The following is a 15270-nucleotide window of genomic DNA, read 5'->3' as shown; positions in this document are numbered from 1 at the left end:
TGGCAGGCCCGTAGCGGTAAATCCTCGACCGCCAGAGCCGTCGTCAGCTCCACGCGGACAGCGCCGCAATGGCAGTGGCCGACGAGCTCGGTCATGCCGGCTCCTTCGAGAGGTGCGCCAATTCCGAGGCGTTGGCCTCCCAGTTTCGGCCGTCAAACGCCTCGATACGCAGGTCGAGCCCTTCGGTCGTGTCCAGGCAGCGGGCGTTGACGCTCCAGCCATCGGGATTGGAGCGCGGGCGGTAGAAGCCCTTGATGCCGCAATCGGCGCAGAACAGGTGCTTCGCGACGCGTGTGTTGAAGGTGTACTCGGCCAGCCGCTCGGCGCCCTTGGTGAGGCGGAAACGGCTCTCCGGCACGATGATATGCACGAAGCCGGTCTTCTCGCACATGGAGCAGTTGCAGGTCTGGGCCTCGACGCTCGGCGGCAGGGCAACCTCGAAGCGCACCCCGCCGCAGTGGCAGCCGCCGGCATGCCAGGTGAAGGGGCTTTCCCCGCCTTCGCGGGAAGACGAAGCGGGCGCGCTCATTTGTAGCTGACCGCCTTGGCCGCCGTCACGATCTTGTCGACCGAGGGCAGCGACAGGGCTTCCAGATTGGCCGCGTAGGGCAGCGGCACGTCTTCCTGGTGCACGCGGGCCGGCGGGGCGTCGAGGTAGTCGAAGGCCAGTTCCACGACCCGGGCCGCAACCTCGGCGCCGACGCCCATCGGGCCCCAGCCTTCCTCGACAGTGACCAGGCGGTTGGTCTTCTTGACGCTTTCGACGACCGTGCCGATGTCCATCGGGCGGATGGTGCGCAGGTCGATCACCTCTGCGTCGATGCCCTCTTCCGCCAGCTTCTCGGCCGCCTGCAGGCAGAAGCCGACCATGCGCGAATAGGCGACGAGCGTGACGCCGGTTCCCTCGCGGCGGACCTTGGCCTTGCCGATCGGAAGGACCCAGTCGATGCCCTCCGGAACGTCGGACTCCAGGCCGTACATCATCTCGTTCTCGAGGAAGACGACGGGGTTCGGGTCGCGGATCGCGGCCTTCAGCAGGCCTTTGGCGTCGGCCGCGTCGTAAGGTGCGATCACCTTCAGGCCGGGGACATGGCCGTACCAGCCGGCGTAGTCCTGGCTGTGCTGGGCGCCGACGCGGGCTGCGGCCCCATTGGGGCCGCGGAAGACGATGGATGTCTTGATCTGCCCGCCGGACATATACAGCGTCTTCGCGGCCGAATTGATAATATGATCAATGGCCTGCATGGCGAAGTTGAAGGTCATGAACTCGACGATCGGCTTCAGGCCGGCCATGGCGGCGCCGACGCCCAGACCGGCGAACCCGTACTCGGTGATCGGGGTGTCGACCACGCGCTTGTCGCCGAATTCCTGCAGGAGTTCGCGGCTGACCTTGTAGGCGCCCTGGTACTGGGCGACTTCCTCGCCCATCAGGAAGACATCCTTGTCGCGGCGCATCTCCTCGGCCATGGCGTCGCGGAGAGCGTCGCGGACCGTCATCTTGACCAGCTTGGTCCCTTCGGGGAGATCCGGGTCCTTGAGCGCCTGGACCGGCGCGATCGGCGCGGTCCCCTCGCCTTCGGGTTTCGGCTTGGCGTCAGCTTCCGGCGGCTTGCGTTCGGGATCGCCGGAAGCCTCAGCGCGGGACGCCGGCGCAGGCGACTCGGCTTTGGCCTCGGGCGCGGGCTCCGCCTCCGCCTTGGCGGCCGGCGGCGAGGCCGAGGCGCCATCCTCGCCGGAGAGGCGCGCGATGGGCGTGTTGACCTTCACCTCTTCCGTGCCCTCCGGCACCAGGATCTCCTCGACGGTCCCCTCGTCCACGGCCTCCACCTCCATGGTGGCCTTGTCAGTCTCGATCTCGGCGATCACGTCGCCGGACTTGACCTTGTCGCCCTTCTTCACGTGCCACTTGGCGAGGGTGCCCTCCTCCATGGTCGGAGAGAGCGCCGGCATCAGGACGTCGGTCATGCCGTCACCTCGGTATAGACGTCCGTGTAGAGCTCCTTGGGATCCGGCTCCGGCGAGGTGCGGGCAAACTCGGCGGCGTCGGCGACGATGCGCTTCACCTCGGCGTCGAGGGCCTTCAGCATCGCCTCATCCGCCCAACCCTTCTTCTCCAGCATCTCCTCGACGTGGTCGATGGGATCGCGGGTCTTGCGGACCTCGTCCACTTCGTCGCGGGTGCGATACTTGGCCGGATCGCTCATCGAATGGCCGCGGTAGCGGTAGGTCTTCATCTCCAGAATGTAGGGCCCCTTGCCGGAGCGGGCGTGTTCGGCGGCCTTCTCGGCGGCGGCCTTCACGGCCAGCACGTCCATGCCGTCGACCTCCTCGCCCGGGATCCGGAATGAGGCGCCGCGTTTGTATAGGTGGGTCTCCGACGACGAGCGGTCGATGGAGGTGCCCATGGCGTACTGGTTGTTCTCGATGATGTAGACGACCGGTAGGTCCCAGAGCTGGGCCATGTTGAAGCTCTCGTAGACCTGGCCCTGGTTGGCCGCGCCGTCGCCGAAATAGGTGAACGCCACCCGCTTGTCGTCGCGGTAGCGGTTGGCCAGCGCAAGGCCGGTGCCCAGGCTCACCTGAGCCCCGACGATGCCGTGCCCGCCATAGAAGTTGGCCTCGGTCGAGAACATGTGCATCGAGCCGCCCTTGCCGTGCGACGAGCCCGAGGCGCGACCGGTGAGTTCGGCCATCACTTCCTTGGGGTCCATGCCGCAGGCCAGCATGTGGCCGTGCTCGCGATATCCAGTGATCACCTGGTCGCCCGGCTTCTGCGCCGCCTGGACGCCGACCGCGATGGCTTCCTGGCCGATGTAGAGGTGGCAGAATCCCCCGATCAGCCCCATGCCATAGAGCTGGCCCGCGCGCTCCTCGAAGCGGCGGATCAGCAGCATGTCGCGATAGTGCTTCAGCAGTTCGGCTTTTCCGCCGTCCTTTGGGTCGTCGCCGCCTGCCCGGAAGGGCTTGTGGTTGTCGGCGCCATTGGCTTTCCGCCGACCGGCCGCGCCGGTCTGCTCACGCGCCATGCGTATCTCCGTGATCCGTCCGCTAGACCTCTAGAACCCGCAAGCAGGCCCTAAGGCTTCATGCGGATCACATAGTCCCTCGGATCGGCGAAGCCTAGCAGGGAGCGCGCCCTTTCCTCTAGCAGGTCGGCCGAGAGGCTGGTGTCGCGCAGCAAGCGCGCACGGGTCTCCAGGTCCTGCCGCTGGCGCTGCACCTGTGCCAGTTCGCGTGTCTTGGCGACCAGGGTCTCGTCGCGCTGGTTGGAGGTCAGCAAGCCGCGGTCGCCGGTGAAGGCGTGGAACGCGAAGTAGAAGATCAGGAACGCCAGCGCCGCGGTCGGCAGATAGGGGCGAAGACGAGCGAGCACGGCGAATCCCTGCGACAGAGGGGAATTCATGGCGCCGGGATGCTTAACGGTCCGCTAACCAAGCCCTTCGGGCGGTCTGCGCCAGGCCAGCGCCAGGACACAGACGCCGCCGACGATGGCTATCGGCAACAGGCCGGTGAGCACCTGGGCGGCGCTTCCGCCCGAGGCCAGCAATACCGCAGCGAAGGCCGGACCGGCGATAGAGCCCACCCGGCTAAAGGCGACGCCGATGCCCAGCCCCGTGCCGCGAACCGCCGTCGGATAGAGGGCGCCCGCTACCGCGTAGAGGATAACCTGGACCGCCAGCACCGCTCCGCCGAGGACGATGGCCAGGCCCATGATCGCAGGTCCATGGAGCGCGGCGACTCCCAGCAGCAACACCGGCAGGGCGACGACCGCCGCGGCCACCGCTGCCCGTCGCCAGGCGGTGTCCATCATGACGCCGGTGGCGATCGCGGCGGCGGCTCCGCCCAGATTGAAGCCCACCTGGGCGAGTCCAGCCTGACTCTTGGAAAGGCCCTGAGCTTGCAGCAGCAGCGGCAGCCAGTTGAGCATCAGATGCAGCGCGAGCGCCATCAGCAGGAAGCCTAGCCAGAGCGCCACGCTGCGGGCGGCGCGGCCACCGCCAAACAGGGCGTCCACGACGCCGCCCGGACGTCGCGCCTCCATTCCGTGCGCCAGGCCCGACCTGCCCGTAGCCGAGGGCATCAGGAGCCAGACGCCGGCCGCGGTGACCAACGGGCTGACGCCGCCCAGGACGAAGACCTCGCGCCAATGGTCCGCCGGCAGGACCACTGTCAGGGCGCTGGCCACCGCACCGCCAAGAGGCATGCCGAAGTAGCCGATGGCGATGTGACCGCTGCGCGGCGACAGTCCGCCGTAGTCCGCGGCGATGGCCAGCGCGTTCGGCAGGGCGCCGCCGAGGCCAAGTCCGGTCAGCAGACGAAAGAGCGTCAGCGCATTCAGGTCCTGGGCCGTGGCCGTGGCGAGGGAGAAGCCGCCGAAGACAAACAGCGAGGCGATCAGCACCGAGCGCCGTCCCAGTCGGTCCGAAAGCCGCCCGCCTACACCGGCCCCCAACAGGAGGCCTATGTTGCTGGCGCTGAAGAACCAGCCGAGCGCACTCGGCGCGACATGGAAGGCGTGCGCCACGCCGGCCCCGGTCACACCGGCGGCCTGGACGTCGAAGCCCTCGCAGACCGCGGTCAGGAAGCACAGGCCTAGGATCAACGCGGCGGAATCCGCCGATGCGCGGGCGGTCGTCGAAGCTGAAGTCATCGCCAATCCCCCATTGCCGCCCGGGCGCACAGTGGCGTGCTCCGGAGCCCGCCGCAATTGGCGCCGCTAGGCCAATTCCCGTCGCCAGGCCTCGGCGAGGCGCTCGATCACGGCGGGCCAGGCCTCGCCCGGCGCCTGGCGGAACAGGCGATGGCCTGCGTACCAGGGGCTGTCATCGCGGTCCTGCAGCCAGCGCCAGTCCTGACGCAGCCAGGGCAGCATCAGCCAGCACGGCTTGCCGATCGCGCCGGCCAGGTGTGCGACCGCCGTGTCGACGCTCACCACCAGGTCCAGCTGCTCGATGATCGCGGCCAGGTCGCCGAAGTCGCCGACCGGCTCGGTCAGGTCGACGAACCGGGCGCCCGCCTTGCGAAGCGGCGCCAGGACGTTGGCGGATGCAAGCGAGCGATGCATGTCGTTGGGGTGCGACCTGCGCCCGCGCCAGGCTATGCCCACCGCCTTCGGTGGGGCGTGGCCGGCCCATTTGAGGCGGGACGCCTCCGGCGCGCGCAGGTAAGGCGCGCCGTTCACATCGGCGAGGGTGACGCCCAGGCGCCCGGCCGTGGAAAGGGCCAGGCACCAGTGGTCCGGCGGCGCGAAGGTTGTGTCCCTGGCGCGCGCCACGACCTTGACCGGCAGCCCGGCGAACAACGATTGGAGTTCCGGCGGGCATACCAGGGTGACGTCCGCGCCCCGGTCGTGCAGCGCGAGTGCGTAACGTGCGAACTGGATCTGGTCCCCGAAGCCCTGCTCCGGCCAGATCAGCAGCCGCCGTCCCGCTACAGGCTCTCCCTGCCACTCGTCCGGCAACGGCAGCGGGTCCGCGCCCTGGCCTGGCAGACCCTTGCGGCTTTCGTACAGCGGCCAGCCGACGGCGAAATCGCCCAGACCGAGCTTCAGGTGCCCGTAGTTCAGCCGCAGTCGGGCATCGTCCGGCGCCTGGGCGAGCGCTTGCGTATAGTACGACTCCGCCTCGCGCCAGCGCCCGGTCTTGTGCAGAAAGCCCGCCAACCCCTGAAGCGCCCACACCGCGTCGGGACGTCGCGCGACGGCCTGCCGGTACGCGGCCTCCGCCTCCAGAAATTCCTCGAGGCCGCTCAGGGTGTCGCCGAGGTTCCGCCAGGCCTCCGCGCTGGCCGGCGCCGCCTCGACGATCTCCCGCCATCGGCTCGCCGCGGACGGCAGGTCGCCCGCCGCCTGCCGGGACGCCGCCTCGCGGAAGGCGGCCATGATGTTCTCGTTGGTGAGGCGCATGGCGTCGCCCCAGAGCTCAGCGCTTCAGCGCGCTCCGGCCGGCGTAGACCGCCTGGTCGCCAAGCTCTTCCTCGATGCGCAGCAGCTGGTTGTACTTGGCGGTGCGGTCGGACCGTGACAGCGAGCCGGTCTTGATCTGCCCGCAGTTGGTGGCCACGGCCAGGTCGGCGATGGTGGTGTCCTCGGTCTCGCCGGAACGGTGGCTCATCACCACCGTGTAGGCGTTGCGGTGGGCCATATCGACGGCGTCCAGGGTCTCCGACAGGGTGCCGATCTGGTTGACCTTCACCAGGATCGAATTGGCCAGCCCCTTCTCGATGCCCATGGCCAGCCGTTTGGTGTTGGTCACGAAGAGGTCATCGCCCACCAGCTGGAGATTGCCGCCCAGCTTATCGGTCAAGAGCTTCCAGCCCTCCAGGTCGTCTTCGGCGCAGCCGTCCTCGATGCTCACGATCGGGAAGCCGGCGGCCAGCTTGGCCAGGTAATCGACCATGCCGGCCGGATCCAGCGTCAGGCCCTCGCCTGCCACCACGTACTTGCCGTCCTTGAAGAACTCGCTGGCGGCCGCGTCCAGTCCCAGGACGAAGTCCTTCTCCGGCTTGTACCCGGCCGCCTCGCCGGCCTGCATGATGAAGGTCAGCGCCTCCTCGGCCGAGCCGATGTTGGGGGCGAAACCGCCCTCGTCGCCGACGTTGGTGTTGTGGCCCGCGGCGTGCAGCTTAGATTTCAGCGCGTGGAAGATCTCCGAGCCCATGCGCAGGGCCTCGGCGAACGTGTCCGCGCCCACCGGCAGGATCATGAATTCCTGAATGTCGATCGGATTGTCCGCATGCGCGCCGCCGTTGATGATGTTCATCATCGGCGTCGGCAGCACGCGGGCCGAGACGCCGCCCACGTACTTGTAGAGCGGCAGCGCCGCCGAGCCCGCCGCCGCCTTGGCCGCCGCCAGGCTGACGCCCAGGATCGCATTGGCGCCCAGGCGCGATTTGTTCGGCGTGCCGTCGAGGTCGATCAGCATCTTGTCGAGACGGCGCTGGTCCTCGGCATCGGCGCCGGCCAGCGCATCGTAGATCTCGCCGTTGACCGCATCGACGGCGGCGAGCACGCCCTTGCCGCCGTAGCGCGTCTTGTCGCCGTCCCGCTTCTCCACCGCCTCGTGGGCGCCGGTGGAGGCGCCGGAGGGCACGGCGGTGCGGCCCATGGAGCCGTCCTCCAGCACCACATCCACCTCCACCGTCGGATTGCCGCGGCTGTCGAGGATTTCGCGGGCGGTGATATCGACGATCTCGGTCATGGGGATTCTCTGGAGACTCTATGTTTTTCGGGCGCGCGGGAGGCTTAGCCAGCTTCCGCCCTAGGGGCAACTTGACTTGCCCCCAGCCCGTCCCGCTGATGCCCCAAAATTGGAGGCGCCGATGCTGCTTGTGGAACGCCAGGACGCCGTCGCCGTGGTGACGCTCAACCGGCCCGAGGCGATGAATGCGCTCTCAAAGGCGCTGCGGGCGGCCTTGCAGCAGGCGTTCGTGGAACTGGACGCCGATCCGGCGGTCAAGGTGATCGTGCTGACCGGCGCAGGCGAGCGGGCGTTTACGGCCGGCCTGGACCTGAAGGAGCTCTCCACCGATCCGCTCGGCATGGGCGCAGCCAATGCGACCGACCCGGCGGAGAATCCGACGCGCGCGGTGCTGGCCTGTTCAAAGCCGATCGTCGGCGCGATCAACGGCGTGGCGATCACCGGTGGGTTCGAGGTGGCGCTGGCCTGCGACGTGCTGATCTGCTCGACCAACGCCCGCTTCGCCGACACCCATGCGCGAGTGGGCATCACCCCGGGCTGGGGCCTGTCGCAGAAGCTCTCCCGCGTGATCGGACCCTACCGCGCCAAGGAGCTTTCACTCACCGGCAACTTCCTCTCCGCCCAGCAGGCCTATGACTGGGGCTTGGTGAACCGCGTCGTCGAGCCCGCGGAACTGATGCCCACGGCGCTCAAACTGGCGCACGAGATGGCCAGCATCGAAGCGGACATGCTGGTCACCTACAAGGCGATGATCGACGACGGCTATGCGCTCGACCTGGGTCACGGCCTGACCCTGGAGCACGAGCGGTCGGTGATCCACAACGCCGCTGTGACGCCGGAGATGGTCGAGGCGCGCCGCGCCGCTGTTCAGGCGCGGGGCCGCACGCAGTAGTCGTCAGGAACAGCCTTCGATCAGGTTGATCGCGTCACTGCCCACATAGATCGCCTCTACCGAGCCCGCGATGTTGGTGTCGTATCGAACGCCGCGCTTGCCGGGGAACGCCCAGAAAGTCAGGTCGTGGGCGGGTTCTTCCTCGTAGGGGGTCGTCATGACCTTCAAGGTTTGTCCGTAGGCCCGCCTGACTTCGGCCTCCGTCGAACCGATGCCGAGACCGCGATCCGTGAGCAGGCGGTTGGGCGCCGAAAGGGTGATCCGGGTGATGATGCCGCGCTGGGCCATCACCGCCATTCCTTCCTGGGAGGGGACCTCGTCCTGGCGGCATTCAAAGCTGTCGGGGCCGATTCCTCGCGGGATTCGCATATGGAAAAGCTTCGCGGCGTCTCGCTCGCGCATTCCTATCCGGAGTTTTCCCCAGCCGTTGGCGGTCAGCGGCGGGGACGCGGCAAGCGCGGAGCATGCGGCCATCGTGGCGAGGACCGTGAGGACAAGGCGGCGCACCAGCATGGCCGCGATCCTAAGGCCTGGTCGCAGAATCAGAAACGCCGGCCACGAGCCGCGGCCGGCGTTTCAAAAAATCGTAGGCGTCAGGCGCCTAGTCTTCCTTCGGCGTCAGGACCTGGCGGCCCTTGTACATGCCGGTCTTCAGGTCGACGTGGTGCGGACGCTTCAGTTCGCCGGTTTCCTTGTCTTCGACGAAGGAATTGGCGCCCAGAGCGTGGTGTGAGCGGCGCATGTTCCGCCGCGAGGGCGAAGTTTTGCGTTTAGGAACAGCCATCGGAGTATCTCGCGGGTGTGGAAATGCGAGCGGCGGCCGAATGGGGCCGCCACGTGAGCCGGGGTGTATGCCTCAAACCCCCTCGTCGATCAAGCGCGACACGAGCGCCTTCGGCGCGACGTGAGTCCAGGCCAGTCGCAAGAGCGTCGCCAGCACCGCCTCGTCGATCAATGGCAGGCGGACGTAAGTCCAGCCATGGTGGCCGTAAGTCTCGGTCGGCCGGACCGCATCCGGATAGGCGGCCGCCATGTTCAGCTGGTCTTCCCGATCCAGCTTCAGGACCGCAATGTCCTCCGCGGCGAGATCCGGAAACAGGGCGCCATTTCCGGTCACGCCCAGCATCGTGAAGATGCGATTGCGGACCCGGAAGGCTGGGCGGCGGCGATGGAAGTCCTCGTAGGCCTCCGGGAAGGTCATGGCGATCCGACGCAGGGCGGCGGGCGTCGCCACGGCTAGGGGGGGAACTCGCCGTAGCCGCGCGCCATGGCGGCGGCGAAGGCCGGTAGGAGGGCGAAGAGCACCATCTCCGCCCACAGCCAGCGCCGCGCTGCGGCCACCTGGACGTCGGTCGGCGTGGCCCCGGCTCGGCGCCAGCGGATGTAGGCGAGTGTCGGCGGAATCGACAGCAGGCCGATCACGATGAAGGTCCCCACCTTCAGGTGGAAGAACAGGTTGTGCGAATAGTAGAGCCAGCCCTTGGCGGCGAAGATGGCCCTCGAGAAACCGACAACCACGATCAACCCGGCCAGGACGCCATACATCAGGTCGATCCGCCCGACGCGGGTCACCGTCGCCAGATCGACGCCCTTCTTCACCAGCACCAGCTCGCCGAACAGCACGCCGAACAGGCTGAACACCAGGATGTGGTGGGCGATCGCCAGGATCAGGTCGAGCATTTCTGAACCTCCCCCTTCACGGTGCGAGAGGAACCCACTTGCGCCGCGAAGCGTCAAGCTGGCGAGATCAGACTAGGCGGCTGCGGTTGCGCGCGGCGCCGATGAAGCTGGCGAACAGCGGGTGCGGATCGAACGGGCGGCTCTTCAGCTCCGGATGGTATTGCACGCCCACGAACCAGGGGTGGTCGCTGCGCTCGCAGAGCTCCGGGAGCACCCCGTCCGGCGATAGGCCGGTGAACTTCAGGCCGGTCTGCTCGATGGCGTCGCGGTAGGCGATGTTGACCTCGTAGCGGTGCCGGTGCCGCTCGGAGATGGTCGGAGTCCCGTAGATCTGCGCGACGAGGCTGCCGGGCGTCAGCACGGCCTCGTAAGCCCCGCATCGCATGGTGCCGCCGAGTTCGCCGCCTTCCCCGCGGACTTCTTTCTCGTTGCCGCGAACCCACTCGGTCATCAGGCCGACGATGGGCTCAGACGTCGGGCCGAACTCGGTGGAAGAAGCCTGATGAATGCCGGCCAGATTCCGCGCCGCCTCGATCATCGCCATCTGCATGCCGAAGCAAATGCCAAAGTAGGGAATCTCGTGCTCGCGGGCGAACTGCACCGCACGGATCATCCCCTCCGAGCCCCGCTCGCCGAAGGCGCCGGGCACCAGCACGCCGTGCACGCCGGTCAGCCGCTCGCCGATCATCCGCTCGTCGTTCTCGAAGGCCTCGCCCTCGATCCAGTCGAACTTGACGCGGACGTTGTTGGCGACGCCACCGTGCGCGAGGGCCTCGATCAGGGATTTGTAGGCGTCGGTCAGCGCCGTGTACTTGCCGACAATGGCGATGTTCACCTCGCCATCGGGATGGGCGAGCGTGTGTGAGATCGCCTCCCAGCGGGACAGGTCCGGGGCCGGCGCGGAGTCCTTCAGCCCGAAGACGTCCAGCACCTCGGCGTCCAGGCCCTGGGCGTGGTAATCCAGCGGCACAGCGTAGATGTTGGACGAGTCCATCGCCTGGATGACGGCGCTTGGGCGCACGTTGCAGAACAGGCCCAGCTTCTTCCGCTCGCCTTCCGGAATCGGCATCTCGCAGCGGCAAAGCAGGATGTCCGGCTGGATGCCGATGGAGCGCAGCTCCTTCACCGAGTGCTGGGTAGGCTTGGTCTTCATCTCCCCAGCCGTCTTGATGAACGGCAGCAGGGTCAGGTGGATGAAGCACGCGTGGCCACGGGGCAGTTCCTGGCCCAGCTGACGGATCGCCTCGAAGAACGGCAGGCCCTCGATGTCGCCGACGGTGCCGCCCACCTCGACCAGCACGAAGTCGACGCCTTCGCCCGGATCGGAAAGCACGAAGTCTTTGATCTCGCCGGTGACGTGCGGGATCACCTGGACGGTGGCGCCGAGGTAGTCGCCGCGCCGCTCCTTCTCGATGATCGTCTTGTAGATCTGGCCGGTGGTGATGTTGTCGTTGCGGGTGGCGTTGACGCCGGTGAACCGTTCGTAGTGGCCCAGATCCAGGTCCGTCTCGGCGCCGTCGTCGGTGACAAAGACTTCGCCGTGCTGATAGGGGCTCATCGTGCCCGGATCGACGTTGAGGTAGGGGTCGAGCTTGCGCAGGCGCACGCCGTAGCCCCGCGCCTGAAGCAGCGCGCCGAGAGCGGCGGACGCGAGACCCTTACCCAATGAGGAGACCACGCCGCCGGTGATGAAGATGTACCGGGCCATGGGCGTTCAGATTAGCAGCGATTCGCGGGCGCGCTGGCGCAATCGGCGCCGGACCCCAACAATCCCCAGCAAAACGGCTATTGCGGCGGCGCGGCCGGACCGGGCTGAGCCGGCTGGCCGAGGAACGGATTGTTGATCGTGGGCTGGGGCGCCTGCAGCGGAACCGGCGCGCTTTGCGGATTGCCCGGCTGGGCGGTCCCGGCCGGCGGCCGCGAGGGCTTGGGCTGGTTCAGCGTCGAGGGATCGACATTGTCGATCTTCAGCCGGTCGACGACCGAGGAGGCGCCCTTTTCCCGGCCCGAAAGGATGGTCAGCAGCAGGCTGATGACGAAGAAACTGGATCCGAGGATCCAGGTGGTGCGCGTGAGCAGGTCGCCGGCGCCGCGCACCGACATCATGCCTGACGGGCTTCCGCCGCCCACAAAACCGCCGCCTTCCGAACGCTGCAGCAGCACCACGCCGATGAGGGCGAGGCTTATGACGATCTGGGCGGTGAGCAGGAGGCCAATCAGCATGGGTCTTCTTTAGTCTTTATGCGTTCGGCCAGTCAGACCTGCGGCGAATTGCAGGAACGTCCAGCAAAATGAAGCGCGGGCTCTATCACCGAGACCGCCGCAAGGCCATAGCTAGGGCGTCGCAGTCCCCAGACAAGCGTTTGCCTGACGATGAGTCCCGACCCGAGCCTACTGCCGATCCTTGAGACCCAGAGGTTGCGGCTCAGGCCGTTGGTGGCGGCCGACAGCCGGCACATCTTTCCCTTGATGGCCGACGCTGAGGTGATGGCCTTCTGGGATATAGGGGAAATCGACGACCCCGACGTGATCGGGAACCTCGTCGAAGGCCAGGTCGAGGAGATGGCGTCGGGGCAGGCCATCTACTGGGCCATGCACGCGCTCGGCGACGACCGGTTCATCGGCACCTGCGACCTGTCCGAGATCGACCGGCGGCACCATCGCGCCGAAGTGGGCTTCATGCTGGGCCGCGACGCCTGGGGCCAGGGCTATGCGCTGGAGGCCATGCAGGCGGTGCTGGCCTACGCCGCGGCGAGCGGCCTGCGACGTCTGCTGGCCCGCAGCCACCTGGGCAATCGCCGCTCCGACGCGCTGCTGGAAAGGCTGGGGTTCGTGGAGGAAGGCATGCTCCGCGGCCACGTCCTGCGTGACGGAGAGCGGCGCGATTGCCGGCTCTTCGGCCTGTTGCTCTAGGTTGCGCCACGCTATCTGCGAAGCACAAGGCGAAGGCGCCCATGGCCCACCCGATCCACATCGAAGGCTTCGACCACATCGTGCTGCGGGTGCGGGACAAGGCCGCAATGCTGGATTTCTACGGTGAGGTGCTGGGCCTGAGCGTCGATCGCGACCGGCCGGACCTGGGCCTGACGCACATTCGGGCGGGCCGGCAGATGATCGACCTCATCACCCTGGATGGTCCGCTCGGCCGGACGGGCGGCGCGGGCCCTGCCGCCGAGGGCCGCAACCTCGATCATTTCGCCCTGCAGGTCCGTCCCTTCGACGAGGCCGCGATTCGCGCGCACCTCGCGGCCCATGGCGTGGCGGTCGTCGAGGAGGGCCGGCGCTATGGCGCCGACGGCGACGGCTTCTCGCTTTACGTCCGCGACCCGGAGGGCAACACCGTCGAGCTGAAGGGCCGCCGACCTAGAGCCCCTCGATGATCCCCAGGAAATCCGCGGCCTTCAGCGAAGCGCCGCCGACCAGGGCGCCGCCGACCTCGGTCGCCCGGAGGATTTCCGCCGCGTTCGAGGGCTTCACGGAGCCGCCGTAGAGGATTGGGACCGTGTCGCTGCGCGCGCCGAACATCTCGCGCAGGGTCGCCCGGATCGCCACGTGCATCTCTTCGATCTCGGCGATCGTCGGCGTGAGCCCCGTGCCGATCGCCCAGACCGGTTCATAGGCCACGGCGAAGGCGTCGGTGGCCAACTCCGCGGGCAGCGATCCCCTCACCTGCTCGGTCACGACGGCCAGCGCCTCGCCCGCTTGCCGCTGGTCAAGGGTCTCGCCGACGCAGACGATAGGCTCGAGGCCTGCCCGCAGCGCCGCCCCCACCTTCGCCGCAACCGCCGCGTCCGTTTCGGCGTAGCCGGCCCGGCGCTCCGAGTGGCCGAGGATCACCAGGCTCGCGCCCGCGTCGACGAGCATCTCGGCGGAAATGTCTCCGGTAAAGGCGCCGGAGGCTTCGGCGCGGCAATCCTGGCCGCCGACCAGCACCGGGCCTCCGGCGAGCGCGCGGCTCAGTCGCTCGATCAGGGTCGCCGGCGGACAGATCGCCACGCGCCCGCCCCTGAAAGTCCCGAGGCCCACGGCGACAGCGCGCGCTTCGTCGAGCGATGCGGCCAAGCCGTTCATCTTCCAGTTGCCGGCGATCAGAGGAATCGGAACGGTCATTCGGTCTCGCTTTGCTGGCGAATTGACGCCGCGCGGCGCGGTTAAGGCAAGCCGAGCTTGATGTCACGCGCTTGCGAGGTGGCGCATGCTTGCTTGAATGAAGGGGCCTCCACTATACCGGCGCCCACGCCTGCGACCGGTTGCAGGCTCCTGAAAGGGTTTCAATGCTCTCCGCCACTCGCGCCTTCGCGAAATCCTGGGCCGCCAAGGTGCTGTTTGGCCTGATCATCGTCAGCTTCGTCATCTTCGGGATCGGCAACCGCGACGCGTTCCGGCCGAAGTTCTCCAGTGCGGTGATCACCGCCGGGTCGCGCAGCATCTCGCCAGCTGAGTTCAAGCGCGCCTTCGACGGCTACAAGAGCCGCGTCGAGCAGCAGGTCGGCCGCCCGATCTCGGCGGAGCTGGCCGCGGAGAACGGCCTGGACCGCCAGGTGGTTGAAGGTCTGGCCACCAGCGAGGCCTTTGCCGAGGCGCTGACCAAGATGGGCATCCGCCCGGCCGACAAGCTGATCGGCGCCGAGATCCAGAAGATCCCGGCCTTCTTCGACCAGGTGACCGGGCGCTTCGACAAGAATGCCTATCAGCGCAGGCTGGCCGACAACGGCCTGACCCCGGCCCTGCTGGAAGGTCAGATGCGCGATCAGATCAGCGAGCAACAGGCCGCCAGCGGCTTGATCGCCGGCCTGCGTACGCCGCGCGCCTATGCGGCGCTGGCGGCCATCTTCACCGTTGAGAGCCGCGACCTGGGCTATTTCGCCATCGAGCCCACCAGCGTGGCGCAGCCCGCCGCGCCCACCGACGCCCAGCTGACCGAGCTGATGAATGAGAACAAAGCCCAGCTCACCCGGCCGGAGTTCCGCACCCTGACCGTCGTGAAGTTCTCGCCGAGTCAGGTGGCTGCAGACTCACCGATCGATCCGGCGGAACTGCAAAAGCGCTTTAATTTCCGCAAGGATACGCTGTCGACGCCTGAGACGCGCACCGTGATCCAGGTTCCCGCGAAGGACGGCGCTTCGGCGATCCAGATCGCCAAGAGCCTGGCCGGCGGCGCCGACCCGAACCTCGTCGCCAAGACCGCCGGCGTCGAGGCGATCACCTATGAAAACAAGCCGCAGACCGCGATCCCCGACAAGAAGGTCGCCGCCGTCGCATTCGCCACGCCAGCGGGCCAGGTCGGCACGGTGAAGGGCGACCTCGGCATCGCGGTCGTGAAGGTGGTTTCGGTCACGCCCGGCCGGGCGGTGACGCTGGAAGAGGTGAAGCCGGCCCTGGAAGCCGAGATCCGCAAGGACCAGGCCTCCGAGAAGGTCTACGCGCTGACCCAGGCCTATGACGACGCCCACCAGGGCGGCGCGAACCTGGCCGCCGCGGCGGCCAAGGCCGGCGTGC

Annotated in this window: 18 protein-coding genes; 4 read left to right on the top strand and 14 right to left on the bottom strand. The window is 67.8% G+C overall.

All coding sequences use genetic code 11. The features are described from left to right. Window positions 1-91 precede the first annotated feature (91 nt). From E8A12_RS04215 to eno, 7 genes are all read right to left on the bottom strand, one after another. The gene (locus E8A12_RS04215; RefSeq protein WP_293366507.1) at window positions 92-529 is read right to left on the bottom strand and encodes a GFA family protein; all 438 of its coding nucleotides are present in this window, start codon (window positions 527-529) and stop codon (window positions 92-94) included. Further along, window positions 526-1965 carry a pyruvate dehydrogenase complex E1 component subunit beta gene (locus E8A12_RS04210; RefSeq protein ID WP_293366506.1) on the bottom strand — a complete coding sequence of 480 codons (1440 nt, stop codon included), beginning with the start codon at window positions 1963-1965 and terminating at the stop codon, window positions 526-528. The genes E8A12_RS04215 and E8A12_RS04210 overlap by 4 nt, the downstream gene beginning before the upstream one ends. Beyond that, window positions 1962-3026 (bottom strand): pyruvate dehydrogenase (acetyl-transferring) E1 component subunit alpha, encoded by a 1065-nt coding sequence (pdhA, locus tag E8A12_RS04205; protein ID WP_293366505.1) that lies wholly within the window; start codon window positions 3024-3026, stop codon window positions 1962-1964. Before pdhA ends, E8A12_RS04210 begins: the two co-directional genes overlap by 4 nt. 50 nt (window positions 3027-3076) lie before the next feature. Next, window positions 3077-3373 (bottom strand): septum formation initiator family protein, encoded by a 297-nt coding sequence (locus E8A12_RS04200; RefSeq protein WP_293366504.1) that lies wholly within the window; start codon window positions 3371-3373, stop codon window positions 3077-3079. A 54-nt stretch (window positions 3374-3427) separates the two neighbouring features. Further along, window positions 3428-4651: an MFS transporter gene (locus E8A12_RS04195; protein WP_293366503.1), complete on the bottom strand. Its 1224-nt coding sequence runs from the start codon at window positions 4649-4651 to the stop codon at window positions 3428-3430. Between the two features lie 66 nt (window positions 4652-4717). Continuing rightward, window positions 4718-5905 (bottom strand): tetratricopeptide repeat-containing glycosyltransferase family protein, encoded by a 1188-nt coding sequence (locus E8A12_RS04190; RefSeq protein WP_293366502.1) that lies wholly within the window; start codon window positions 5903-5905, stop codon window positions 4718-4720. 16 nt (window positions 5906-5921) lie between these two features. Then, entirely contained in the window at window positions 5922-7199 is a 1278-nt protein-coding gene (gene eno / locus E8A12_RS04185) for a phosphopyruvate hydratase (RefSeq protein ID WP_293366501.1), read from the bottom strand. Between the two features lie 121 nt (window positions 7200-7320). On the opposite strand from eno, the gene E8A12_RS04180 reads away from it, so the two are divergent. Continuing rightward, window positions 7321-8091, top strand: a complete 771-nt coding sequence (locus tag E8A12_RS04180) for an enoyl-CoA hydratase (protein ID WP_293366500.1) — start codon at window positions 7321-7323, stop codon at window positions 8089-8091. Window positions 8092-8094: 3 nt separating this feature from the next. Here the strand turns inward: E8A12_RS04180 and E8A12_RS04175 are convergent, their stop codons facing one another. From E8A12_RS04175 to secG, 6 genes are all read right to left on the bottom strand, one after another. Beyond that, window positions 8095-8604 carry a hypothetical protein gene (locus tag E8A12_RS04175; RefSeq protein ID WP_293366499.1) on the bottom strand — a complete coding sequence of 170 codons (510 nt, stop codon included), beginning with the start codon at window positions 8602-8604 and terminating at the stop codon, window positions 8095-8097. 88 nt (window positions 8605-8692) lie between these two features. Then, window positions 8693-8875 carry a 50S ribosomal protein L32 gene (rpmF, locus tag E8A12_RS04170; protein ID WP_111515250.1) on the bottom strand — a complete coding sequence of 61 codons (183 nt, stop codon included), beginning with the start codon at window positions 8873-8875 and terminating at the stop codon, window positions 8693-8695. Between the two features lie 72 nt (window positions 8876-8947). Next, the gene (locus E8A12_RS04165) at window positions 8948-9325 is read right to left on the bottom strand and encodes an MmcQ/YjbR family DNA-binding protein (RefSeq protein WP_293366498.1); all 378 of its coding nucleotides are present in this window, start codon (window positions 9323-9325) and stop codon (window positions 8948-8950) included. A 2-nt stretch (window positions 9326-9327) separates the two neighbouring features. Continuing rightward, window positions 9328-9771, bottom strand: coding sequence for a DUF2214 family protein (locus E8A12_RS04160; protein ID WP_293366497.1), 444 nt, complete (start codon window positions 9769-9771; stop codon window positions 9328-9330). 67 nt (window positions 9772-9838) lie between these two features. After that, window positions 9839-11479 (bottom strand): CTP synthase, encoded by a 1641-nt coding sequence (locus tag E8A12_RS04155; RefSeq protein ID WP_293366496.1) that lies wholly within the window; start codon window positions 11477-11479, stop codon window positions 9839-9841. Between the two features lie 77 nt (window positions 11480-11556). Next, the gene (gene secG, locus E8A12_RS04150) at window positions 11557-11994 is read right to left on the bottom strand and encodes a preprotein translocase subunit SecG (RefSeq protein WP_293366495.1); all 438 of its coding nucleotides are present in this window, start codon (window positions 11992-11994) and stop codon (window positions 11557-11559) included. 150 nt (window positions 11995-12144) lie between these two features. Here secG and E8A12_RS04145 point away from each other — a divergent pair, with 150 nt between their 5' ends. Both E8A12_RS04145 and E8A12_RS04140 read left to right on the top strand, forming a co-directional pair. Beyond that, complete coding sequence (locus tag E8A12_RS04145; protein WP_293366494.1) at window positions 12145-12684, top strand: GNAT family N-acetyltransferase; 540 nt, start codon at window positions 12145-12147, stop codon at window positions 12682-12684. A 41-nt stretch (window positions 12685-12725) separates the two neighbouring features. Continuing rightward, window positions 12726-13151: a VOC family protein gene (locus E8A12_RS04140; RefSeq protein WP_293366493.1), complete on the top strand. Its 426-nt coding sequence runs from the start codon at window positions 12726-12728 to the stop codon at window positions 13149-13151. Here E8A12_RS04140 and tpiA read toward each other — a convergent pair. Then, window positions 13135-13881, bottom strand: a complete 747-nt coding sequence (gene tpiA / locus E8A12_RS04135) for a triose-phosphate isomerase (RefSeq protein ID WP_293366492.1) — start codon at window positions 13879-13881, stop codon at window positions 13135-13137. The two genes, E8A12_RS04140 and tpiA, sit on opposite strands and share 17 nt — an antisense overlap. A 164-nt stretch (window positions 13882-14045) precedes the next feature. Here tpiA and E8A12_RS04130 point away from each other — a divergent pair. Then, window positions 14046-15270, top strand: a 1225-nt coding sequence (locus tag E8A12_RS04130) for a peptidylprolyl isomerase (protein WP_293366491.1), incomplete at its 3' end; no start/stop codon positions are given.

The sequence above is a fragment of the Phenylobacterium sp. genome, from assembly GCF_004799395.1.
Lineage (GTDB): Bacteria > Pseudomonadota > Alphaproteobacteria > Caulobacterales > Caulobacteraceae > Phenylobacterium.
The sequence above is the reverse complement of the archived record's forward strand: the minus strand, read 5'-3'. Positions and strand labels throughout refer to the sequence as shown.

Bases quoted from the DNA above. Each gene is read 5' to 3' on its own strand.
- E8A12_RS04160 (WP_293366497.1), bottom strand. From the start codon at position 9,771: ATGCTCGACCTGATCCTGGCGATCGCCCACCACATCCTGGTGTTCAGC.
- pdhA (WP_293366505.1), bottom strand. From the start codon at position 3,026: ATGGCGCGTGAGCAGACCGGCGCGGCCGGTCGGCGGAAAGCCAATGGC.
- E8A12_RS04140 (WP_293366493.1), top strand. From the start codon at position 12,726: ATGGCCCACCCGATCCACATCGAAGGCTTCGACCACATCGTGCTGCGG.
- rpmF (WP_111515250.1), bottom strand. From the start codon at position 8,875: ATGGCTGTTCCTAAACGCAAAACTTCGCCCTCGCGGCGGAACATGCGC.
- eno (WP_293366501.1), bottom strand. From the start codon at position 7,199: ATGACCGAGATCGTCGATATCACCGCCCGCGAAATCCTCGACAGCCGC.
- E8A12_RS04155 (WP_293366496.1), bottom strand. From the start codon at position 11,479: ATGGCCCGGTACATCTTCATCACCGGCGGCGTGGTCTCCTCATTGGGT.
- E8A12_RS04190 (WP_293366502.1), bottom strand. From the start codon at position 5,905: ATGCGCCTCACCAACGAGAACATCATGGCCGCCTTCCGCGAGGCGGCG.
- E8A12_RS04210 (WP_293366506.1), bottom strand. From the start codon at position 1,965: ATGACCGACGTCCTGATGCCGGCGCTCTCTCCGACCATGGAGGAGGGC.
- E8A12_RS04145 (WP_293366494.1), top strand. From the start codon at position 12,145: ATGAGTCCCGACCCGAGCCTACTGCCGATCCTTGAGACCCAGAGGTTG.
- E8A12_RS04215 (WP_293366507.1), bottom strand. From the start codon at position 529: ATGAGCGCGCCCGCTTCGTCTTCCCGCGAAGGCGGGGAAAGCCCCTTC.
- E8A12_RS04195 (WP_293366503.1), bottom strand. From the start codon at position 4,651: ATGACTTCAGCTTCGACGACCGCCCGCGCATCGGCGGATTCCGCCGCG.
- E8A12_RS04180 (WP_293366500.1), top strand. From the start codon at position 7,321: ATGCTGCTTGTGGAACGCCAGGACGCCGTCGCCGTGGTGACGCTCAAC.
- secG (WP_293366495.1), bottom strand. From the start codon at position 11,994: ATGCTGATTGGCCTCCTGCTCACCGCCCAGATCGTCATAAGCCTCGCC.
- tpiA (WP_293366492.1), bottom strand. From the start codon at position 13,881: ATGACCGTTCCGATTCCTCTGATCGCCGGCAACTGGAAGATGAACGGC.
- E8A12_RS04175 (WP_293366499.1), bottom strand. From the start codon at position 8,604: ATGCTGGTGCGCCGCCTTGTCCTCACGGTCCTCGCCACGATGGCCGCA.